The organism is Streptosporangium sp. NPDC002721 (assembly GCF_042888905.1).
GTDB lineage: Bacteria > Actinomycetota > Actinomycetes > Streptosporangiales > Streptosporangiaceae > Streptosporangium.
The window spans coordinates 192,354-208,494 of the sequence record NZ_JBIAQI010000018.1; the positions used below are offsets into that span (position 1 = coordinate 192,354).

The 16,141-nt window shown below is 67.5% G+C and carries 14 protein-coding genes, 1 tRNA gene and 1 pseudogene; 2 read left to right on the plus strand and 14 right to left on the minus strand.

Features of this window, described 5'->3' with window-relative positions; translation table 11 throughout:
- Window positions 1-972: 972 nt before the first annotated feature.
- Together ACFYWM_RS26055 and ACFYWM_RS26060 are read left to right on the plus strand one after the other, a co-directional pair.
- Complete coding sequence (locus ACFYWM_RS26055; protein ID WP_389918244.1) at window positions 973-2,877, plus strand: cellulase family glycosylhydrolase; 1,905 nt, start codon at window positions 973-975, stop codon at window positions 2,875-2,877.
- 377 nt (window positions 2,878-3,254) lie between these two features.
- Window positions 3,255-3,737 (plus strand): hypothetical protein, encoded by a 483-nt coding sequence (locus ACFYWM_RS26060; protein WP_389918246.1) that lies wholly within the window; start codon window positions 3,255-3,257, stop codon window positions 3,735-3,737.
- A 78-nt stretch (window positions 3,738-3,815) separates the two neighbouring features.
- On the opposite strand, the gene ACFYWM_RS26065 is transcribed toward ACFYWM_RS26060, so the two are convergent.
- From ACFYWM_RS26065 to ACFYWM_RS26130, 14 genes and pseudogenes are all read right to left on the minus strand, one after another.
- Window positions 3,816-4,013, minus strand: a complete 198-nt coding sequence (locus tag ACFYWM_RS26065; protein ID WP_389918248.1) for a hypothetical protein — start codon at window positions 4,011-4,013, stop codon at window positions 3,816-3,818.
- A 63-nt stretch (window positions 4,014-4,076) separates the two neighbouring features.
- The gene (locus tag ACFYWM_RS26070; protein ID WP_389918250.1) at window positions 4,077-4,205 is read right to left on the minus strand and encodes a hypothetical protein; all 129 of its coding nucleotides are present in this window, start codon (window positions 4,203-4,205) and stop codon (window positions 4,077-4,079) included.
- 200 nt (window positions 4,206-4,405) lie between these two features.
- Complete coding sequence (locus ACFYWM_RS26075) at window positions 4,406-5,425, minus strand: hypothetical protein (RefSeq protein ID WP_389918358.1); 1,020 nt, start codon at window positions 5,423-5,425, stop codon at window positions 4,406-4,408.
- 81 nt (window positions 5,426-5,506) lie between these two features.
- Window positions 5,507-7,072 (minus strand): annotated as a pseudogene (locus ACFYWM_RS26080) (hypothetical protein); the annotation flags it as partial.
- Window positions 7,073-7,458: 386 nt separating this feature from the next.
- Complete coding sequence (locus ACFYWM_RS26085) at window positions 7,459-8,037, minus strand: hypothetical protein (protein ID WP_389918252.1); 579 nt, start codon at window positions 8,035-8,037, stop codon at window positions 7,459-7,461.
- Window positions 8,038-8,156: 119 nt separating this feature from the next.
- The gene (locus ACFYWM_RS26090; RefSeq protein WP_389918254.1) at window positions 8,157-8,936 is read right to left on the minus strand and encodes a ParB N-terminal domain-containing protein; all 780 of its coding nucleotides are present in this window, start codon (window positions 8,934-8,936) and stop codon (window positions 8,157-8,159) included.
- Window positions 8,903-11,137 carry a Hint domain-containing protein gene (locus ACFYWM_RS26095; RefSeq protein ID WP_389918256.1) on the minus strand — a complete coding sequence of 745 codons (2,235 nt, stop codon included), beginning with the start codon at window positions 11,135-11,137 and terminating at the stop codon, window positions 8,903-8,905. The genes ACFYWM_RS26090 and ACFYWM_RS26095 overlap by 34 nt, the downstream gene beginning before the upstream one ends.
- 24 nt (window positions 11,138-11,161) lie before the next feature.
- Window positions 11,162-11,251 (minus strand) — tRNA-OTHER (locus tag ACFYWM_RS26100).
- A gap of 13 nt (window positions 11,252-11,264) precedes the next feature.
- Complete coding sequence (locus tag ACFYWM_RS26105; RefSeq protein WP_389918257.1) at window positions 11,265-11,723, minus strand: hypothetical protein; 459 nt, start codon at window positions 11,721-11,723, stop codon at window positions 11,265-11,267.
- 145 nt (window positions 11,724-11,868) lie between these two features.
- A complete protein-coding gene (locus ACFYWM_RS26110) occupies window positions 11,869-12,972 on the minus strand; it encodes a ParB/RepB/Spo0J family partition protein (protein WP_389918259.1) in 1,104 nt (367 codons plus the stop codon).
- Window positions 12,973-13,114: 142 nt separating this feature from the next.
- Entirely contained in the window at window positions 13,115-14,326 is a 1,212-nt protein-coding gene (locus tag ACFYWM_RS26115; protein ID WP_389918261.1) for a hypothetical protein, read from the minus strand.
- Window positions 14,323-14,547, minus strand: a complete 225-nt coding sequence (locus ACFYWM_RS26120) for a hypothetical protein (RefSeq protein WP_389918263.1) — start codon at window positions 14,545-14,547, stop codon at window positions 14,323-14,325. The genes ACFYWM_RS26115 and ACFYWM_RS26120 overlap by 4 nt, the downstream gene beginning before the upstream one ends.
- A 345-nt stretch (window positions 14,548-14,892) precedes the next feature.
- Window positions 14,893-15,483, minus strand: coding sequence for a hypothetical protein (locus tag ACFYWM_RS26125; RefSeq protein ID WP_389918264.1), 591 nt, complete (start codon window positions 15,481-15,483; stop codon window positions 14,893-14,895).
- 87 nt (window positions 15,484-15,570) lie between these two features.
- On the minus strand, window positions 15,571-15,837 hold the full coding sequence (locus tag ACFYWM_RS26130) for a hypothetical protein (RefSeq protein ID WP_389918266.1): 267 nt from the start codon (window positions 15,835-15,837) through the stop codon (window positions 15,571-15,573).
- Window positions 15,838-16,141: the final 304 nt, after the last annotated feature.

Consider the following 16,141-nt stretch of genomic DNA (forward strand, 5'->3'; position numbering starts at 1 on the left):
TTGTCTCCTTCTTGGGCACCGGAGCGAAGCCGAGCACCCTGAAACCGCAGGTCATTCGCGTGGTTTCGATGAGCCAAGTTTACTTAACCGTTTAAGTCAAGGTAGTCGACCAGCCGAATTAGATCGCCCGCCGTGACACCGGGAGGTGCCACACCCCGATCGCAGGTTCACGGCGCCTGTTATCGGCGCCTCCTGGCTGGTGAAAGGGGGAAGTTATCTCCAGCTGGGATACTCAAGGCGGTGGTCGAGGTCTCCTGTGGTTAACCTTCGAGCCCACCGACGCACGCAAGGACGAGGAAACTTTCACCCCGGACATACGCGTGTCGCCAATTAGTCCAGAACGTGGACAAATGGTGCGGAACGAGCCACGGGCAACACGTGCGAAACGTACACGAAGCGTCGTTGACACTTAAACGCTTAAGTGCTGTCATGAGGATTCTCGGCCCGAAGACGTCATCCCAATGAGAGGGGAGGGGCCCAGCATCCAACCTATTGATGGTCGACGGCCGATCGGAGAAGTTCAGGTATCGCAAGGCTTCTATTCGCGCGCCGTCGAACAGGCACAACACTCACCCGCATGCCCTTAGCCGATGGCCCGGCGCCTTGTTCTTCGTTGACGAAGCCCACGTCGACCGCGAGGCCGCTCAAGCGACTTGGCGATTGAGTCACCCGCTGATCGATTCTCGATGAAATTCAGCACCGTTCCTGGCTTCGCCATGCCCACGATTGTCAGATCAACCGGATCCCCTTCGAAGGAGGTTGCGTGTGAGACGCACCGCTTCAGCCTCCACGGCCCTGCTCCTGGACGTAAGCGGAAGGCCTGCTTTCGAGGTGGGCCGACGGTGACACCGCCTGACAGCGCGCCTCCTCCCACCGTCAGAACCGTCCAGAGAAAACCCCCGAGCCGCGCTCCATGAGGCTGGGCACCGTACGCCACCTGTATTTGATTTTAATCTGTGAGAAAGGAAACCCATGAGCAAGCGACTCGGGCTCGTGGGAGTGGCGATTCTGTCACTCCTCGTCTCGATGTTGGTCGCCGCCTCCCCCGCGCACGCCGCGGTCGGGCTCCGGGTGAGCGGCACCAAGATCGTCGAAGCCAACGGGAACACGTTCGTGATGCGAGGCGCCAGCCACGCGCACACCTGGTACACCAGCCAGACGAGCTCCTTCGCCGGCATCAAATCCCTGAAGGGCAACACGGTCCGAGTGGTCCTGAGCGGCGGCAGGTGGACGGCGAACGGAACCTCCGACGTGGCCAACATCGTCTCGCTCTGCAAGACGAACAAGCTGGTCTGCGTCCTGGAGAACCACGACACCACCGGATACGGCGAGCAGAGCGGCGCCTACTCCCTCGACCAGGCCGTGGACTACTGGAGCAGCGTCAAGAGCGCGCTCGTCGGCCACGAGGACTACATCGTCATCAACATCGGCAACGAGCCCTACGGCAACAACTCCGTCTCCGGCTGGACGAGCGCGACCAAGAGCGCGATCAGCCGGATGCGCGGGCTGGGCTTCCAGCACCTGCTCATGGTGGACGCGCCCAACTGGGGGCAGGACTGGAGCTTCACCATGCGCGACAACGCGGCCTCCGTCTTCGCCGCCGACTCGCAGCGCAACACGGTGTTCTCCGTCCACATGTACGGCGTCTTCGACACCTCCTCGGAGATCAACAGCTACCTGAGCGCGTTCCAGTCCGCCGGCCTGCCGCTGGTGATCGGGGAGTTCGGGTACGACCACTCCGACGGCAACCCCGACGAGGACACGATCATGGCGCAGGCGCAGTCGCGCGGCATCGGCTACATCGGCTGGTCGTGGAGCGGCAACGGCGGCGGGGTCGAGTACCTCGACATGGTGAACAACTTCAGCGCGAGCAGCCTGACGAACTGGGGCCAGCGCTTCTTCAACGGCTCCAACGGTGTGGTGCAGACCTCCCGCGAGGCGACGTACTTCGGCGGGACGAGCAACGACACCACGGCGCCCACAACGCCGGGGACGCCCACCGCGTCGAGCGTCTCCTCCAGCGGCGCCACGCTGAACTGGTCGGCCTCCACCGACTCCGGCGGCTCCGGCCTGGCCGGATACAACGTCTACCGCGAACAGGGCAGCACCGACACCCTCCTCACCCAGACCACCACCAACTCCGCCACCCTCACCGGACTCAGCGCCTCCACCCAGTACGAGGTCTACGTCCGCGCCAGGGACGGCGCCGGCAACCTCTCCAGCGCCTCCTCCAGCGTCACCTTCACCACCACCGGCGGAACGAGTGACACCACGGCGCCCACGACGCCGGGGACGCCCACCGCGTCGAGCGTCTCCTCCAGCGGCGCCACGCTGAACTGGTCGGCCTCCACCGACTCCGGCGGCTCCGGCCTGGCCGGATACAACGTCTACCGCGAACAGGGCAGCACCGACACCCTCCTCACCCAGACCACCACCAACTCCGCCACCCTCACCGGACTCAGCGCCTCCACCCAGTACGAGGTCTACGTCCGCGCCAGGGACGGCGCCGGCAACCTCTCCAGCGCCTCCTCCAGCGTCACCTTCACCACCACCGGCGGTACCGGCGGAGGGTGCTCGGCCACCGGCACCGCGCAGAACCAGTGGCACAACGGATACGTCGTCCAGCCGGTCACCGTCACCAACGGCGGATCCTCGTCCATCAGCGGCTGGACGGTCACCTTCACCCTGCCCAGCGGGCACTCCGTCACCGGCTCGTGGAACGCCACGCTGACCACCAGCGGCCAGACCGTGACCGCCAAGAACGCGAGCTACAACGGCACCCTCGCCGCGGGCGCCACGACCAGCTTCGGCTTCCAGGTCAGCCGCCCCGACGGCGACACCTCCGTCCCGGGCGCCTACACCTGCTCCACGTCCTGAGAACGTACTCCTCCGGCAGGCCGGCCATGAAGAGCCGGTCTGCCGGAGGAGTCGTATGTCTCGCGCAGGTCCGGTCGAGGAAGGCCATCACCGGGTTTCCCTGCCCGCCGCAGCACCACAGAGTACGAAAACACGACCATCGTGGCATGACAATCCAAAAACGCGACTCCACCGAACCCAGGGCAGGCCAGAGTCTCCATGAAACCCGGTGCGGTTCACCCGGCGCCGTGCTTTGACGATTGTTGACACTCGGCGCCGTGCTCAGGTCTTCTGCATGTGGCCGCAACCGGTCGTGCCGCTCTGCAGATCGTCCGTCGCCTGGGATTGGCGCTGCCTACGCTGAATGCGACGAATCCCCCGGTAGAGAGGTGATCACGATGGGTCATGCGCGGAGCGGCCAGGTGCCGCGTCTTCGCCTGGTCGACGCCGAGGTGAGCGCGGAGCCGTCGGCGGTCGGCGCCCCGTTTTTCGTGCTCGACTCGGGCTTTTCGATGTGCGGGGCGTGCGGGACGACGCTGACGGGCGAGGCCCGGGCCGGGGCTCGCCACTACGTGTGCGATGCGTCGCGTGGCGGCTGCGGGGCTGTTCGGGTCGCGGCTGGTCCGTTCGAGACGCACGTCGCCTGCCAGGCGCTGGCCATGCTGGCTACGCCGTGCGTACTGGAGCGGGCGGGCGAGCTGGGCGTCGCGGACCTGGCGCAGGTGACGCCGGGTACGCTAGCGAGCTGGTGGGAGTCGGCTTCCTTCCCTGACCGGCAGGCGATGATCGGCACGCTGCTCGATCGAGTGTGCGTCACCCCGGCGGCGGGCCAAGAGGACGGTCTGATCGATCAAGAGTGCCTGACCTTCGTGTGGACGTAGCCGCTCCCCTGAGCTGGACACCGGTAGGCGTCGGCACGCGGAAGCCCCGCCTCGGGGGCAGGGCTTCCGGGTCGGCGCCTACCAGGCGCTGCGGGCTTCGGTGATCTCTCCCGACTGACGGGCCTTGGCGAGCAGGGACAGGAGGATCTCGGGCTCGCCGCGGCCTCCGAGCACGAGGCTTTCGATGAACTCCTGCTCGTCGGGGGGTGGTACCGGTCTCGTCGAGAGCTGGTCGACGCGGGCCATGACATTGGTGCAGTCGCTGATCTCGCCCATGGTGGCCTCCGGTGGTGTCGGTGATTTTCTGGTCTGTGCTTGAGAGCCGGCCCTGGCTGCCGGTTAGGCCACCTGGAAGGCGACGCCGTTGGTGAGGAGGATCGCGGCGAGGCCGCCCGCCTCGGCGGTGGGGATGTCGACGGTGACCGTGGAGCCCTCGGCGATGATCTCGAAGGTGGTGGTGGCGGTCATGGCGACGTCCTTTCGGAGGTGGCGGAAAGGCTTTTTCTTATATCTTTATCATATAATACTATGATTCAGATAGTAGAGGGGTTAGGTAAGAAAGTGCCCGAATTTTCACCGCCTCGCACCCGCCCACCGACAGGCTCACCGCCCGGCCACGGCCTCACCCCCGCGGGCCAGCGCCTCACCCGCCGCGCCGTCCCGGTCGTTCACCGGCCGCCGGACCCGAAGCTCCGCGTGTAACTGATCGCCGCCCCCGGCCCGGCCGGGTTGGGGCGCTGGGCGAGCGGCGCGTGAACGACGGCGGCGCCACCCGCTTCGGGCAGCAGGCCGTACACCAGGTACACCGACGCGTCGATACGGCCCGGCGACATCGGGTCGGTGGGCATCCAGTGCGACCACTCGTGTTCGAGGTCAGGGAATACGCCACGCAGCCGCACCCGGTCCTGAATCATCTGCTGGGCGATCGGTTCGGCCCGCAGCAGCTTGCCCTGCTTGGCGCGGACCGTCTGCACCATCGGCTTCAGCTTCTTCAGCGGGATCTCGCCGTCGCGCTGCAACGTTTCCCAGGAGGTGTTGATGGCCAGCTCGCACATGTCGCCGCCGTAGTTGGTCTCCACGTAGATGATCGCCGCGTTCGTCTCGTGCGCCAGCCGGCACGCCGCCGTCGACCACTCCGCCGACGACATGACCCCCGACCAGTCGTGGGTGATCCACACCCGGTTGTCGTCGCCGAGGAACCCTCCGACGACGCCGGCGGTGTCGCGGCCGCCGCCGGACGGGTCGACCGCGACGGCGATCTTCTGCGGTTCGGCACCTTCCCCCCGGTCGCGAAGCTGCCGCAGCAGCTCCGCCGACACCAGGGCGCCCTCCGATGGCTGCGGGTCGCCTTGGCCGAGCGCGTGCCAGTCCCGCACGATCGACGTGCGTTTCATGTCGTGCCACCAGGCCAGCAGTGCCGCCCGGTCCCGGGTGCGGATCTTCGGGTGGGGCAGCGGGTCTCCGGGCTGCCTGCCGAGCGGGTCGATACCGAACTTCGGGTCGGCGATCGCCGGCAGGTGCACGACCTTCCACCGGCCGCCTTCCTCCAGACGCCCCTCCTCGGCGAGGCGCCGGCCAGCCAGGTCGTCCGGATGCCACCTCGTCAGGATGATCACTACGGCGTTGCGGTCGGGCTGCAGCCGCTTGAGCGCGGTGCTGGAGTACCAGTCGTGGACGGCCTGCCGCATGCGTGTGGACTCGGCGTCCGCACGGTCTTTGTGCGGGTCATCGACAATCAGGCAGTTGTGGACGAGTACCGAGCCAGCAAAGAAGTTGCTCGTGCCTTCCACCTGAAGGTCATAGACGCTGACGCGTTCGCCGCGTACGTGGCGAACCACGGCCACGGCGTCATATTCGACTTGTGGTGCACGGCGTGGCACGTCTTGCAGAGGCTGACCAGGTTCTCCGGCCGGTTGTCCGCTGGATCCTCGTTGATGTGGTGGACGTGGAACGTGCTTCGCTGCTCGGTCTTCCCTCTGCGGATGAAGCTGTAGAACGTCTCGGGCGTCTTGCACGCCACGCAGCAGCGCTGATCCCGTTCGAGGACCAGTGGCCGCATCGCTCGGAAGCAGGTCGCGTACGAGGTGCCGTCCTTGTATCGGGAGTTGCCCGCGCCGATCATCCGGCTGGCGTGGGCCCCGTTCGCGCAGGCCCGCGAACAGTACTTCGTGCGGCTGCTCCTGGGACGGAACACCACGCCGCACTCCTGGCAGCCGGTCTCCGTCAGCTTCCGCTTCCCCGGCTTGCCGTACGCCTTCTTGCACTCGGCGGAGCAGTAGCGCATCCACTGCGAGCGGTGCAGCGGCTTGCCGCACTGCCGGCACGGCTTGCGGTGGAACGAGGCGCGCATCTCCGCCCAGCAGGCCCGGGAACAGGTCCAGTTTTTCTGCCCGTTGCGGAGCCGCTTGTCGTGGTCGCAGCGCGGGATGCGGTACGGCTTGCCGCACTGCTCGCAGGTCAGTGTCACCAGGAAGGCGGCGCGCCGACAGTCCTGCGAACAGTAGGTAGCCCCCTTGGCGACGCCCGGCCCCTTGCAGGTGAGGCAAGCCCGCTGGGCTCTGCGCGCTTGGTTGCTGCAGCCGCGACTGCAGAAGGTCCCCGATCGTCCCTGCCGCTGGGCGCGAGCGATCTCCGCCGAGTGCCGTTCGAAGGTGGTCCCGCACTGCTCGCAGGTCAACGAGATCATGCCAGTCGGCTGTGAGAAGCGGGTCGCCGGGGCGGAGTTCGGCCGCCTCGACGTAGCCGCGGCCGGGGACGTAAAAGCGGTGCTCGGGGGTGCATCGGACGACACGGCCACTTCGGGTGACAACCTCAAGGATCTCCCCCTCGCTGCTGTTGGTGGCAACGACAGGGGCCCACACTGGCCGGCCTTGGGCGTGGTCGTAGGCGAGCACCTGGTCGGTGCAGCCGGACTCCACGTAGACGCCGACGGGCATGGAACCCTCTCGCGTCTTTATGTGTACATCACCGGCCACACAGTTAACTGAGAATCCGGTAAGTCCGGCCCCCACACCTACGGAGCGGACTCCCCCGCCGGTGGCAAGGTCCCAGTCCTTCGCAGCACCTGAACCAGCTTTGAGGACCAGGTCGTATTCGGTGCCGTGTGCCTCGACCAGGTCCCGAATGATTTTGCCTCGGCGGATCGCTAGGTCGTCGCTGTAGGACGCCACGGCGATCCGGTCTTTCGGGTGCAGGCACAACCACCAAAAAGGACCCCATTCTGCAACAGACGTGGATTTTCCCACCTGCGGCGGGGTCACAATGAGCAACCGGTCGTAGTCTCCCCGCTCGACGCCGGCGATCGCGTCGCCGATCACACGCAGGTGCGGCCGCATCCGGAAATGCGCGTCCAGGCCACGAGCCAGAGCGACCGGGTTACGCAGCAGGTCGCCGCTGGTGGCGCGGGACGCAGCGGCCAGCCGCCGGTACAGGTCGATATCGTCCAGGTGACCCAGCTGGTCGGTGAGATCTTGGCCGCTCAAGCGCGAACGCTGCCCTCGGGTACTTCAGGCCGCGCGCAGCGTGCAGGCCGATCATGGCCGCTACGGGGCATCGGCCAGCGTGCGATCAAATAGGGCGGCCGTCGGCACAGCACCGCAACTACCTCGTCGGCAAGGCCAGCACCAACCGTGAACACAAGTAGCCCCTCTGTGGAAGGGCCCGGCCCACGACCAGCGGCATGCGGCACATGGTACTGGAGCCGCCGCCACCCCCAGGGCGGTCACTCGTCGTCGAAATCGCTGACCGCCTCGACGCGCCGCGCCACCTGTTCAGCCAGAGCTGCGAGCTCAACCCGCCGCTGCTCAGGTGTCAGCTCGGAGAAACGGGTGACCAGCGCAGCCATCGGGTCGACGCCACCCGGCCCAGTGATCGCGATCGTGCTGGTCGGGTCGCCGAACAGCTGGCGGCGCAGCCGCATGGTGGTCTCGGCCAGGCGGGTGAACTCGGTCCACGTCATGGTGTCGGGCCGCATGTTCGGCAGCGCCTGGCCGACGAGACCCGTCATGGCGCGCAGGATCGTCGCGTCGGATTCGGCGGCTCGGCGCCGCTCCTGTTCGAGCATGGCCTGGTACTGCTGCGTGTTGTGCGCGTCCCAGGCGGCGACCCGTTGCTGCCACAGGTAGGTGGTGGCGAGGTTGCGGGTGTGGCCGTACGACAGTGTCAGTTTTTCCGCAGCTTTCGTCAGCGTGCGAACGATCCCGAGGTCACGGTAGGTGATGAACTGTCCGTGTTTTTTCGCGGTTTCGCCGGGCTGCCGGTCCCAAGGCTGCACGGTGGGGTCGAGCTGGAACGTGGTCATGTGCCTCCTCGGGAACAGTGGGCTCCGGTCGAGCGGTTCGGATGCGTATCCCCGGGGGGTGCTGGGCGGCGCTGGGGGCGGTCTGAACGGGGGGTGGTGCCGGGGGTGGGGGTGGGGGTTCAGCCGGCGGGGACGGGTTCGCTGCCGGTGTCGCTGTCGGCGCTTTCCTCACTTTCGAGGCGGGCCAGTTCGACTTCGCGGCGGGCGAGGTCGGTCAGCAGGGCGACCATGGTGGTGAAGTTGCGGATGTCGCGGCAGCGGCCGAACTCATAGACGGCGGCGGAGAACGCTTCGAACTGGTCGGCGCCGGCGACGCCGATGAGGTCGGTGGCGTTGTCGATGACCTTGACGGCGTCCTTGAACTCGGTCATCTGGTGGGGCAGGAACATGAGGGTGGCGACGCGCCAGTCGAACTCGCCGTGGGGGATGGACAGCTTCGTGTCGTCGGGGTTGACGGTGGGCAGGGCGTCTTCGGGGAGGCCGGTGGCGAGCAGATCGTCCACGTTGTCGATCATTGCGATGAGGTGGGCGAGGATGTCGCGGTCGGGTTCGCCGTGGAGTTCGTTGTGGGCGATCTGCTTGGCGATGATCTCTGAGCGGCGCATGGGGCGCTGGTCGACCAGCGCCCAGATGTGGGAGTGGCCTGCGGCGCGGGCGGCGCGGCAGCGGTGGTGTCCGCTGATGATCTCGATGGGGCCTTCGCCGCGGGGCTGGTGGCAGTACGGCAGGCTTTCCAGCGCTCCGCGGTGACGGATGTTCTCGGTGAGCCGCTCGAAGTGGCGGGGCTGCATCACCTGCGCGTTGATGTCCTGCTCGCGCAGAGAGGTGATCTCGACGTGCATGACCCACAGGTCCTCGCCGATTTTCAGGCTGTCGGCTGACGGCGTGCCTTTCGCCATGTCTTCTCCTTGGTGAGGAAGCGGGTACGGATGTCGTCGATGCTGTCGTTGGTCCAGTCGGCGCGGTAGGACAGCTTGTATCCGTCGGGGTGGCTGTCGCGCTTTTCCAGGGTCATGAGGCCGCGCAGTCCTTTGACCTCGGGGTGGCGGGTCATCTCGACGGTGACCAGGCCGTGGGAGGCGGCGAGCAGAATGCTGGACTGGCCGGTGAACACCTGCTTGGCGGTGTCGCGGCGTAGCGCGAGCATGGTGATCAGGCGGGTCAGCCGGTAGTTGAGGGTGGGCGCGCCGAACGCGAACCGCAGCAGCAGGTGGGACTGCCAGCGGCTCTTGCCGTGCGGGAAGGGCCGGGTCATGGTTTCGGCGCCGTAGCCGATGACGCCGGCGGCGTAGCCGTCGAGGGCGACGAGCAGGTTGTAGGAGCCGGGGGTGGCCGACAGGCGGTGCATCCACAGGCTGCGGTAGTAGTCGCATTCGCTGCCCTTGACGGAGATCAGCTGGATCGTTGAGGTGTCGGTGACCTCGTGGTCCGGCGGGATGATCGGCAGCGGGGCGGGCTGGTAGCTGCGGGGTGCGCCGAGCGCCACCTTGGGGCCGCCGGTGTAGGTGAAGATCTCGTCGGGCCGGTTGGAGATGACGTAGGCGCAGGAGCCGGGGCCAAGCGGGTGGGCGAACACCGGGCGCGGGTGGGCGGCCTGGCCGGTGCGGTCTTCCTGCAGGAACATCAGCAGCGCGGCCTTGCCTTCCATGTCGTCGGCCAGGCGCTGCATGTCGGTCTCGGGGTCGAAGATGCTGTACGGCGGTTCGGCCCATTCGATGCGGCCGCCGGTGTCGAAGAACTTCTCGAAGCCGCTGTTGTGCATCAGGTAGCCCTGGCCGATGTACGTGCGAGCGCTGGTGGAGATGGACTGCACCGGCGTGGGTCCGACCGGCTCGATGGAGACGACCTCGACGTGCTCCAGGACGCGGACGGCTCGTTCCTTGAGGGCCTGCTGCCCGAACTTGACGATCAGTCGCTCGGGGCGTAGCTCGCCGAGGACACGGCAGATCTCGGCGAATCCGCCGGTCACGTAGTAGTTGGCTAGCGGCTTGCGGCTGAGCGGGCCGAGGGTGCGCATCGAGGAGGAGGCGGGCTTGAATCCGCATTCGGTGAGCCGGGACTGGATCAGCTCCGCGATCGGGCCGTCGGCCTGTGTGATGGAGAGCTTGTTGGCGTTGCCGAGCCGGAGGCTCCCTTCGCCGTCGAACATGCCGGCCAGCCAGCCCGCTTCGTAGGACCGCTGCGGCTCCCAGGTGTCCATGGCTCGCAGCACGTACCGGGCGTTGCGGGCTGGGCCGCGCCCGTTGTCCTTCAGCAGCTCATCCGCGCGGATCCACTGCCGTGTAGCGCCTGGGCCGGTGGACGCCAGCCACGGGTGATCGGTTGTGCAGACCACCGAATCGCCGTTGCCGAGAGTGACCCGCACGCACTCCTTCATGGCTGGCTGGGAGTGGGTGATGGTCGCGAATTGCCAGTTCCGCCGCGGGCCAGCCGCCTCCTCGTCGAACGCAAGGATGCGGTCACCGACCTTCAGCTCCCCGCAGGCAACCCATTGGAGATCGGCCGTCAGGATGCGCTCGGAGCGCTCCAAGCACTTATAGGTCGGGGGCGCAGCCACGATGATCGTTGCCGGGTCGTCGGCGACCTGCGCGATGTGGTCCCACATGCACTGGGGGCGGAACGTGATGCCGGGCAGGCGGTCGACGAGGCCCTGCAGTGAGTGGCTCAGGTGGGCGCGGTGTTCGTCGGCGCGGTCGACGAGGTCGATGACGAGGCTCTGCCAGTAGTCGACCTCGGGTTTGGCCTGCATGCGGGCCAGCCAGTGGACGTACAGCAGGTGCGCGGCCTGGGCGACGGGGTCGGCGTCGGGCAGTTCGACGGGTTCGCCGTCCAGGGTGATGCGGAGCGTCTCCAGGTCGCCTCCGGACAGGAGGGTGCCGACGATGGAGGAGTAGAGGGTGACGTCGCTGCTTTCCATGGCGTGCGGGGAGATGCCGGCGTTGGCGGCGACGAGCGTCGCGGCGAACGAGCCGACGCCGACCTCGACGTAGCGGGTGTAGTGGTCCTTGGGGAGGGCGTTGAACACGCACCGGTAGAACGCCCTGTCGGGGGCGGCGGAGTTACCCGCGAAGAGCACTCCGGGGGCGGCGAATCCTGGCATGAGATTTCCTCCCGTTGTGCGTAGACCGCAGAGAAGGATTCGAACCTTCGACCTTCGCCTTAGATCTCCGGCTTACGCCGAAGGGCGGTGCTCTATCCACTGAGCTATCTGCGGTGCAGTTGCAGCGTCAGAATGCTAGCAGTTGTGCTGGCCCTGACGGCTCCCGCGGTTTCGTTGAATCGGGCCGTGATTGGATTTCCGGTACGTCCCAGCCGTAGTTGTCGCGGAACCATTCAGCGGCCCAGCGGCGGTGGCACGTCTCCCCTGCGTTGACGTTTTCGTAGCAGAGGAGAACGCCGGTCTTGCCGGGGTGCTTGGCGGCGATTGCGGTGAGTTCCCTCAGGATGTCGGCCTGGTGGGCGACGAGCCGCTTGGTGTAGACCCACCGTTCGGTGGGGATGTCGTTGATGTCCTTATAGGGGGGTGCGAACAGTTCGTGGGGGGCGAGAGACATTGCCCTTTCGTACGGGTAGCGGATAAATCGTGGGTGGCCGACGGTGATGCGGATGGGGACGCCGGTTTCCGGGTCGAAGTCCTTCCACCGGCCAGTCGCCAACCGCATTGATTGGCCGTCTACTTCAATCATGAAATCCATTCTAGCTGCCACTTAACTGACATTAATTCTCTTTACTGAGTTTGCGGCAATTGTTTTTGCTGTGGCTATTGTCCTTTCGCCGGTGGCGGGGATCCGGCCGGGAGCGGGCGCCGAGGGGCCCGCTCCCGGCCGCGTCTCAGGCGACGGCCACGGCGTCGGCCGTGGCGGCGGCTGCGGTGTCGGCCGTGGCGTCGGGGGCGATCCGCAGGGCGCCCGCCCGTACGGCGGCCGCCGCGCTGGCCTGCCGCAGCGTCGTGACGGCCTTGGCGGCCTGGTCCTTGAGGTGGTCGATGCGCATCCGCTGGGCGGGCAGGCCGCCAGGGGCGCCGGCCAGCAGCATCGCCAGCTCCGCGGGGTCCATGGTGGCGATCTCGGCCAGGATGGCGCCGGCCGCGCCGAGCCGCTCGATCTTCCCGAGGAGCTGGCGCCGGTCGGCGGCGAGCCGCTCGCGCTCGCCCTGCGGCAGGTCGAGCTCGCCGAGCAGGTCCCCCTGGTGGCCACCGGCCGCGGCTTGGGCCGCTTCGACGGCGTCCTTGGCCAGGACGAAGAAGCTGCCCTGGCTGGCCTGCGCCTCTTCGGCCCGTCGGCACGCCTGGGTGAACGCCTCGGCGTCACGGATGGTGGCGAACTCGCCGCGGGCGAAGCGGGCCAGGAACCGGTCCTGGTTGTCCTGGGAGATGCAGGCGACGTACCAGGCGAGACCCACCGGAATGTGCCCCTTGAGCAGGGCCTCCTGCGCGGAGGGGGACAGCTTCAGCAGGTCCAGGCGCAGCTCGACGAAGTTGAGGGACTTGCCGCAGACGGTGGCGACGTCCTCCATGGTGTAGCCGAGGTCCATCAGCCTGCGGAACGCCTTGCCTTCCTCCAGCGGGGTCATGTCGACGCGGCCGACGTTCTCGGCGACTGCCCGGGCGAAGGTGCTGGGGTCGTTGTCCTTGACGCCGTGCATGACGAGGCAGTGCATCTCGGTGAGTTCGGCGATCTGGGCGGCCCTCCAGCGGCGCTCTCCCATCACGATGGTGTAGCGCCTGGTCGCGGGAATGTAGCGGACGCTGATCGGCTGGAGCTGGCCGACCTTCCGCATGGACGCGGCCAGCTCGTTCAGGGAGTCCTGGTCGAAGTGCTGACGCGGCTGGTCGGGGTCGCGGTCGATCCGGTCGATCGGGATGCTCTTCTGGCTGAGCTTGACGCCGTCGGCCGGCTTCTCGGCTGCCGTGGTGGTCGCGGTGCTGGTGGCCATCTGGCCCTCCTTGGGGGTGGTGGTGACTGCCTCGCTTATATCTAAATCATATGACACTATGCTTTTGATATCTAACTGGGGCGGGAATTGGAGCGAGAAAAATCCCCACCCCGGCACGGCGAAACCCGTGCGCGAGCCCACCTCACGCAACGAGTTGCAGCTGCCTCGGCCCTCGCAGCCCTTTCTCCCACGCATCGTCGAAGCCGGGGCCGATCTTGTCGGGGGCCAAGGCGGGCGCGACCGTCAGCATCTCCTCCACGCACGGGAAGTACATGTTCTTGCGGTGGGCCCAGATCCGGCGGTGCGCGCCGTCACGTTCGACCGGCTTGTTCAGCGCGCGAGCGCGGGCGGCGAGTTCGTCGAGCATCTCGGCGCGGCCGCCCACGCCGACACGGACGAGGGAGCGGACGGCGTTCGACATCTTCATGGCCTCACCATCCTTCTTCCGAAACGCACGTTTCACCTCGTACAGCGCCCATTCCTGGTCGGCGAGGTGGCGGGCGAACTGGCGCAGCAGCGGGCGGGCGCCGGGTTCGGCGGCGAGCATGCCGACGAGCTGCTCGCCACCGGCCAGGCCCTGGCGCGGGTTGAGCGCGACGGCCAGGTGCTCCATGAGGAGCGGCAGCATCGCCTGGTCGGGGTCGGCGATGTAGCGCGGGATGGTGCGCTCACGGCCGCCCTCGCTCGTGAGCGCGAACGGGCAGAACGTACACGCGCTCTTGATCCATTCGACGTCGAGGTGCTCGCGGATGTACGCCTGCGCGTGCTCGCGGTGCCACCCCCAGTCGATCAGCGGGTAGAACGGCAGCCGGCCGGGCATCTTCGACGCCTTCAGGTCGGTCCGCATCCGGCTCAGCTCGCCGAGCTCGAAACCGATCGCGTGCTCGTAGGGCAGGCCGCCGACGTTGTCGAGCACCCACCGGTCGAGAACCCAGCCTTTGAAACGGATGCTGCAGTCGCGGGGGCCGCCGACCTGCGGGACGGTGCCGACGGCGATCATCTTCTCCCCGAGGGTGTACGCGCCGGCGAGGTGGCACACGTACGGCTGGCGGGTGTCGTCGAGGACGACGATGCCCGCGGTGTCGGACTGGCCGGCCCGGGCGACCTGCACGGTGCGGATGCCGTACCGGCGCAGGAGCGGGAACACGAACTGTTCGACCAGGCGGGCGGTCTGCGGCCACTCATTGCCGGTCTGGGCGATGAGCACGACGAGGTCGCGCAGGTCGAAGTCGCGGCTGGAGGGGTCGAGGATCCAGCGCAGCAGGACGGCGGTGGAGTCGACGCCCAGGCCGTAGGAGAGGATGACCCAGCGGCGGACCCGGCTACCGGTGGCCGCCGGAGCCGCCACCGTCATCGGAGGTCCTCGGACAGGGCGCCGTGGCAGGTGACGGTGTAGCCGGGGGTGCGCACGTTGGCCTCTGGCTGGGAACCGGCCCAGTCGGTGTCCTTGACGGAGAAGACGAGATGCCCGGCGGGGCACAGGATCAGGACCCGGCCGTGGGCGCGGCGGATCACGGGCCGGCCCTGGTGGGGGCGGGGTGCGGACGGGCCGCCGAAAATTGCGAGCTGGGTCATGGGACGTCTCCCCCGGCCGTGTTGACAGCGAGCGTCCGCCATCCCCGGCTCATAGCGATCAGGGCGGCACGAGCGGCGGCGTCGGCTGGCGGCGTCGGCCGCAGCGTGTAGGGACTGCATCGTCCGAGATGGCCCGCCCCTGCCTTGCAGGTGAAGGGGATGGGCTGACTCCTGCCCTTCCGGCATTCGCCAGAGAACGTAGTTCTATCTGCCGGGTTCAGACCGGACATGCCGATCACCGTTTGGTTCTGGTGCGGATGAGACTCGGGCGGGTCGCCGAAGAGGTTGAGCTGGGTCATGCGGCACCGCCTCCCGGCCGGGAGGCGGGCGCGCACGCGGTGCCGGTCACCGCTCGGCCTTCGCGGTCGGCTCGGCGGGGAGGTGGGAGCCGTGCAGGCCGAGGCGGGTGACGTAGCGGAAACAGCCCGGGTAGGCGCCGTTGACGTGGTCGACCGCGGCGGCGTAGGCGGTGGCGTCGCAGGTGGCGGCGACGGGGAAGCAGTACAGGGTCCAGACGCCTCCGGAGAACATCCACACATCAGCCCGGTACCAGCGCGGGGCCGAGCTGGCGCGGGCGGCGCGGCGGGCCAGCATCCGCTGCTTGATCACGTCCTGGGGCGGGGCCGTCCAGAAGTGCCCGGCGACCGGGTTGCCGTCATCGTCGAGCATGTCGGAGTGGTAGCGCCTCACGTGCTGCTGCTTGTCGACGCCGCACCAGCGGCAGCCGCCCGGGGCGGGCGTGGCGGTGATCGGCTTCCACGGGGTGCCGGGCTGGTCGCGGTAGACGATGCGGCCGCCGATGTCGCGGCCGCTCCACTCGGTGATCGTCCGCTGCAGTTGGGCCTGCGCCCAGGCCAGGATGCCGGGACCGTCGGTGGCGCGGACGGTGTGGGTGGTGCCGTAGATGAGGTCGGTGTAGCGGTATGCGAACTCCATCTCAGGGTTCTCCTTCCGGGTGGCGTAGAGCCGGGAGCGGGAGGTGGTGCAGCCCTCGGGCCTGGCGGCTCGGGGGCCGGTGCGGGCTCAGTAGGCCAGGAGGGCTGCGGCCATCTCGCCGACCTCGGGGTGTCCGTCGACGACCAGCTGAAGGACCCGGCACTTGATGGCCGAGACGACTTCCTGGGCGATTTCCTCGTCGACCTCGTACAGCTCGCCGACCTTGTCCAGGAGCAGGCGCAGGGCGGCCATGTCCGATACCGCCGCGATCTCCTGCGGGATCTGCGTGTCGCGCAGGTAGCACTTCAGGCGGTCGGCGATCAGTTCGGCGAGCTCTTCGGCGAGGACGGGCATGAGGCGCTCCTTGGTGGTGTCAACTACCTGTTCTTATATCAATAGCATAGCAATATATACTTTCGATATAACAGTGTTTGGCTGGTTGAGCTGGGAAAATGTCACCGCATGGCGGTGCCGCCCAGGCCGCACGTACAGGCTCAAGCGGCCGGCAGGCCGCCCAGCTCCGCGATGTCGAGCAGACCCAGCCGAAGGAACGTCTCCCCCGCGAGTTCACATGGCCTGTGCGGCCGTGGTCGCCAATCGACCAGTACGGATGGGACTGATTTCGCCGTCCGCCTGACCGCGCATTTGACGCGTCTCA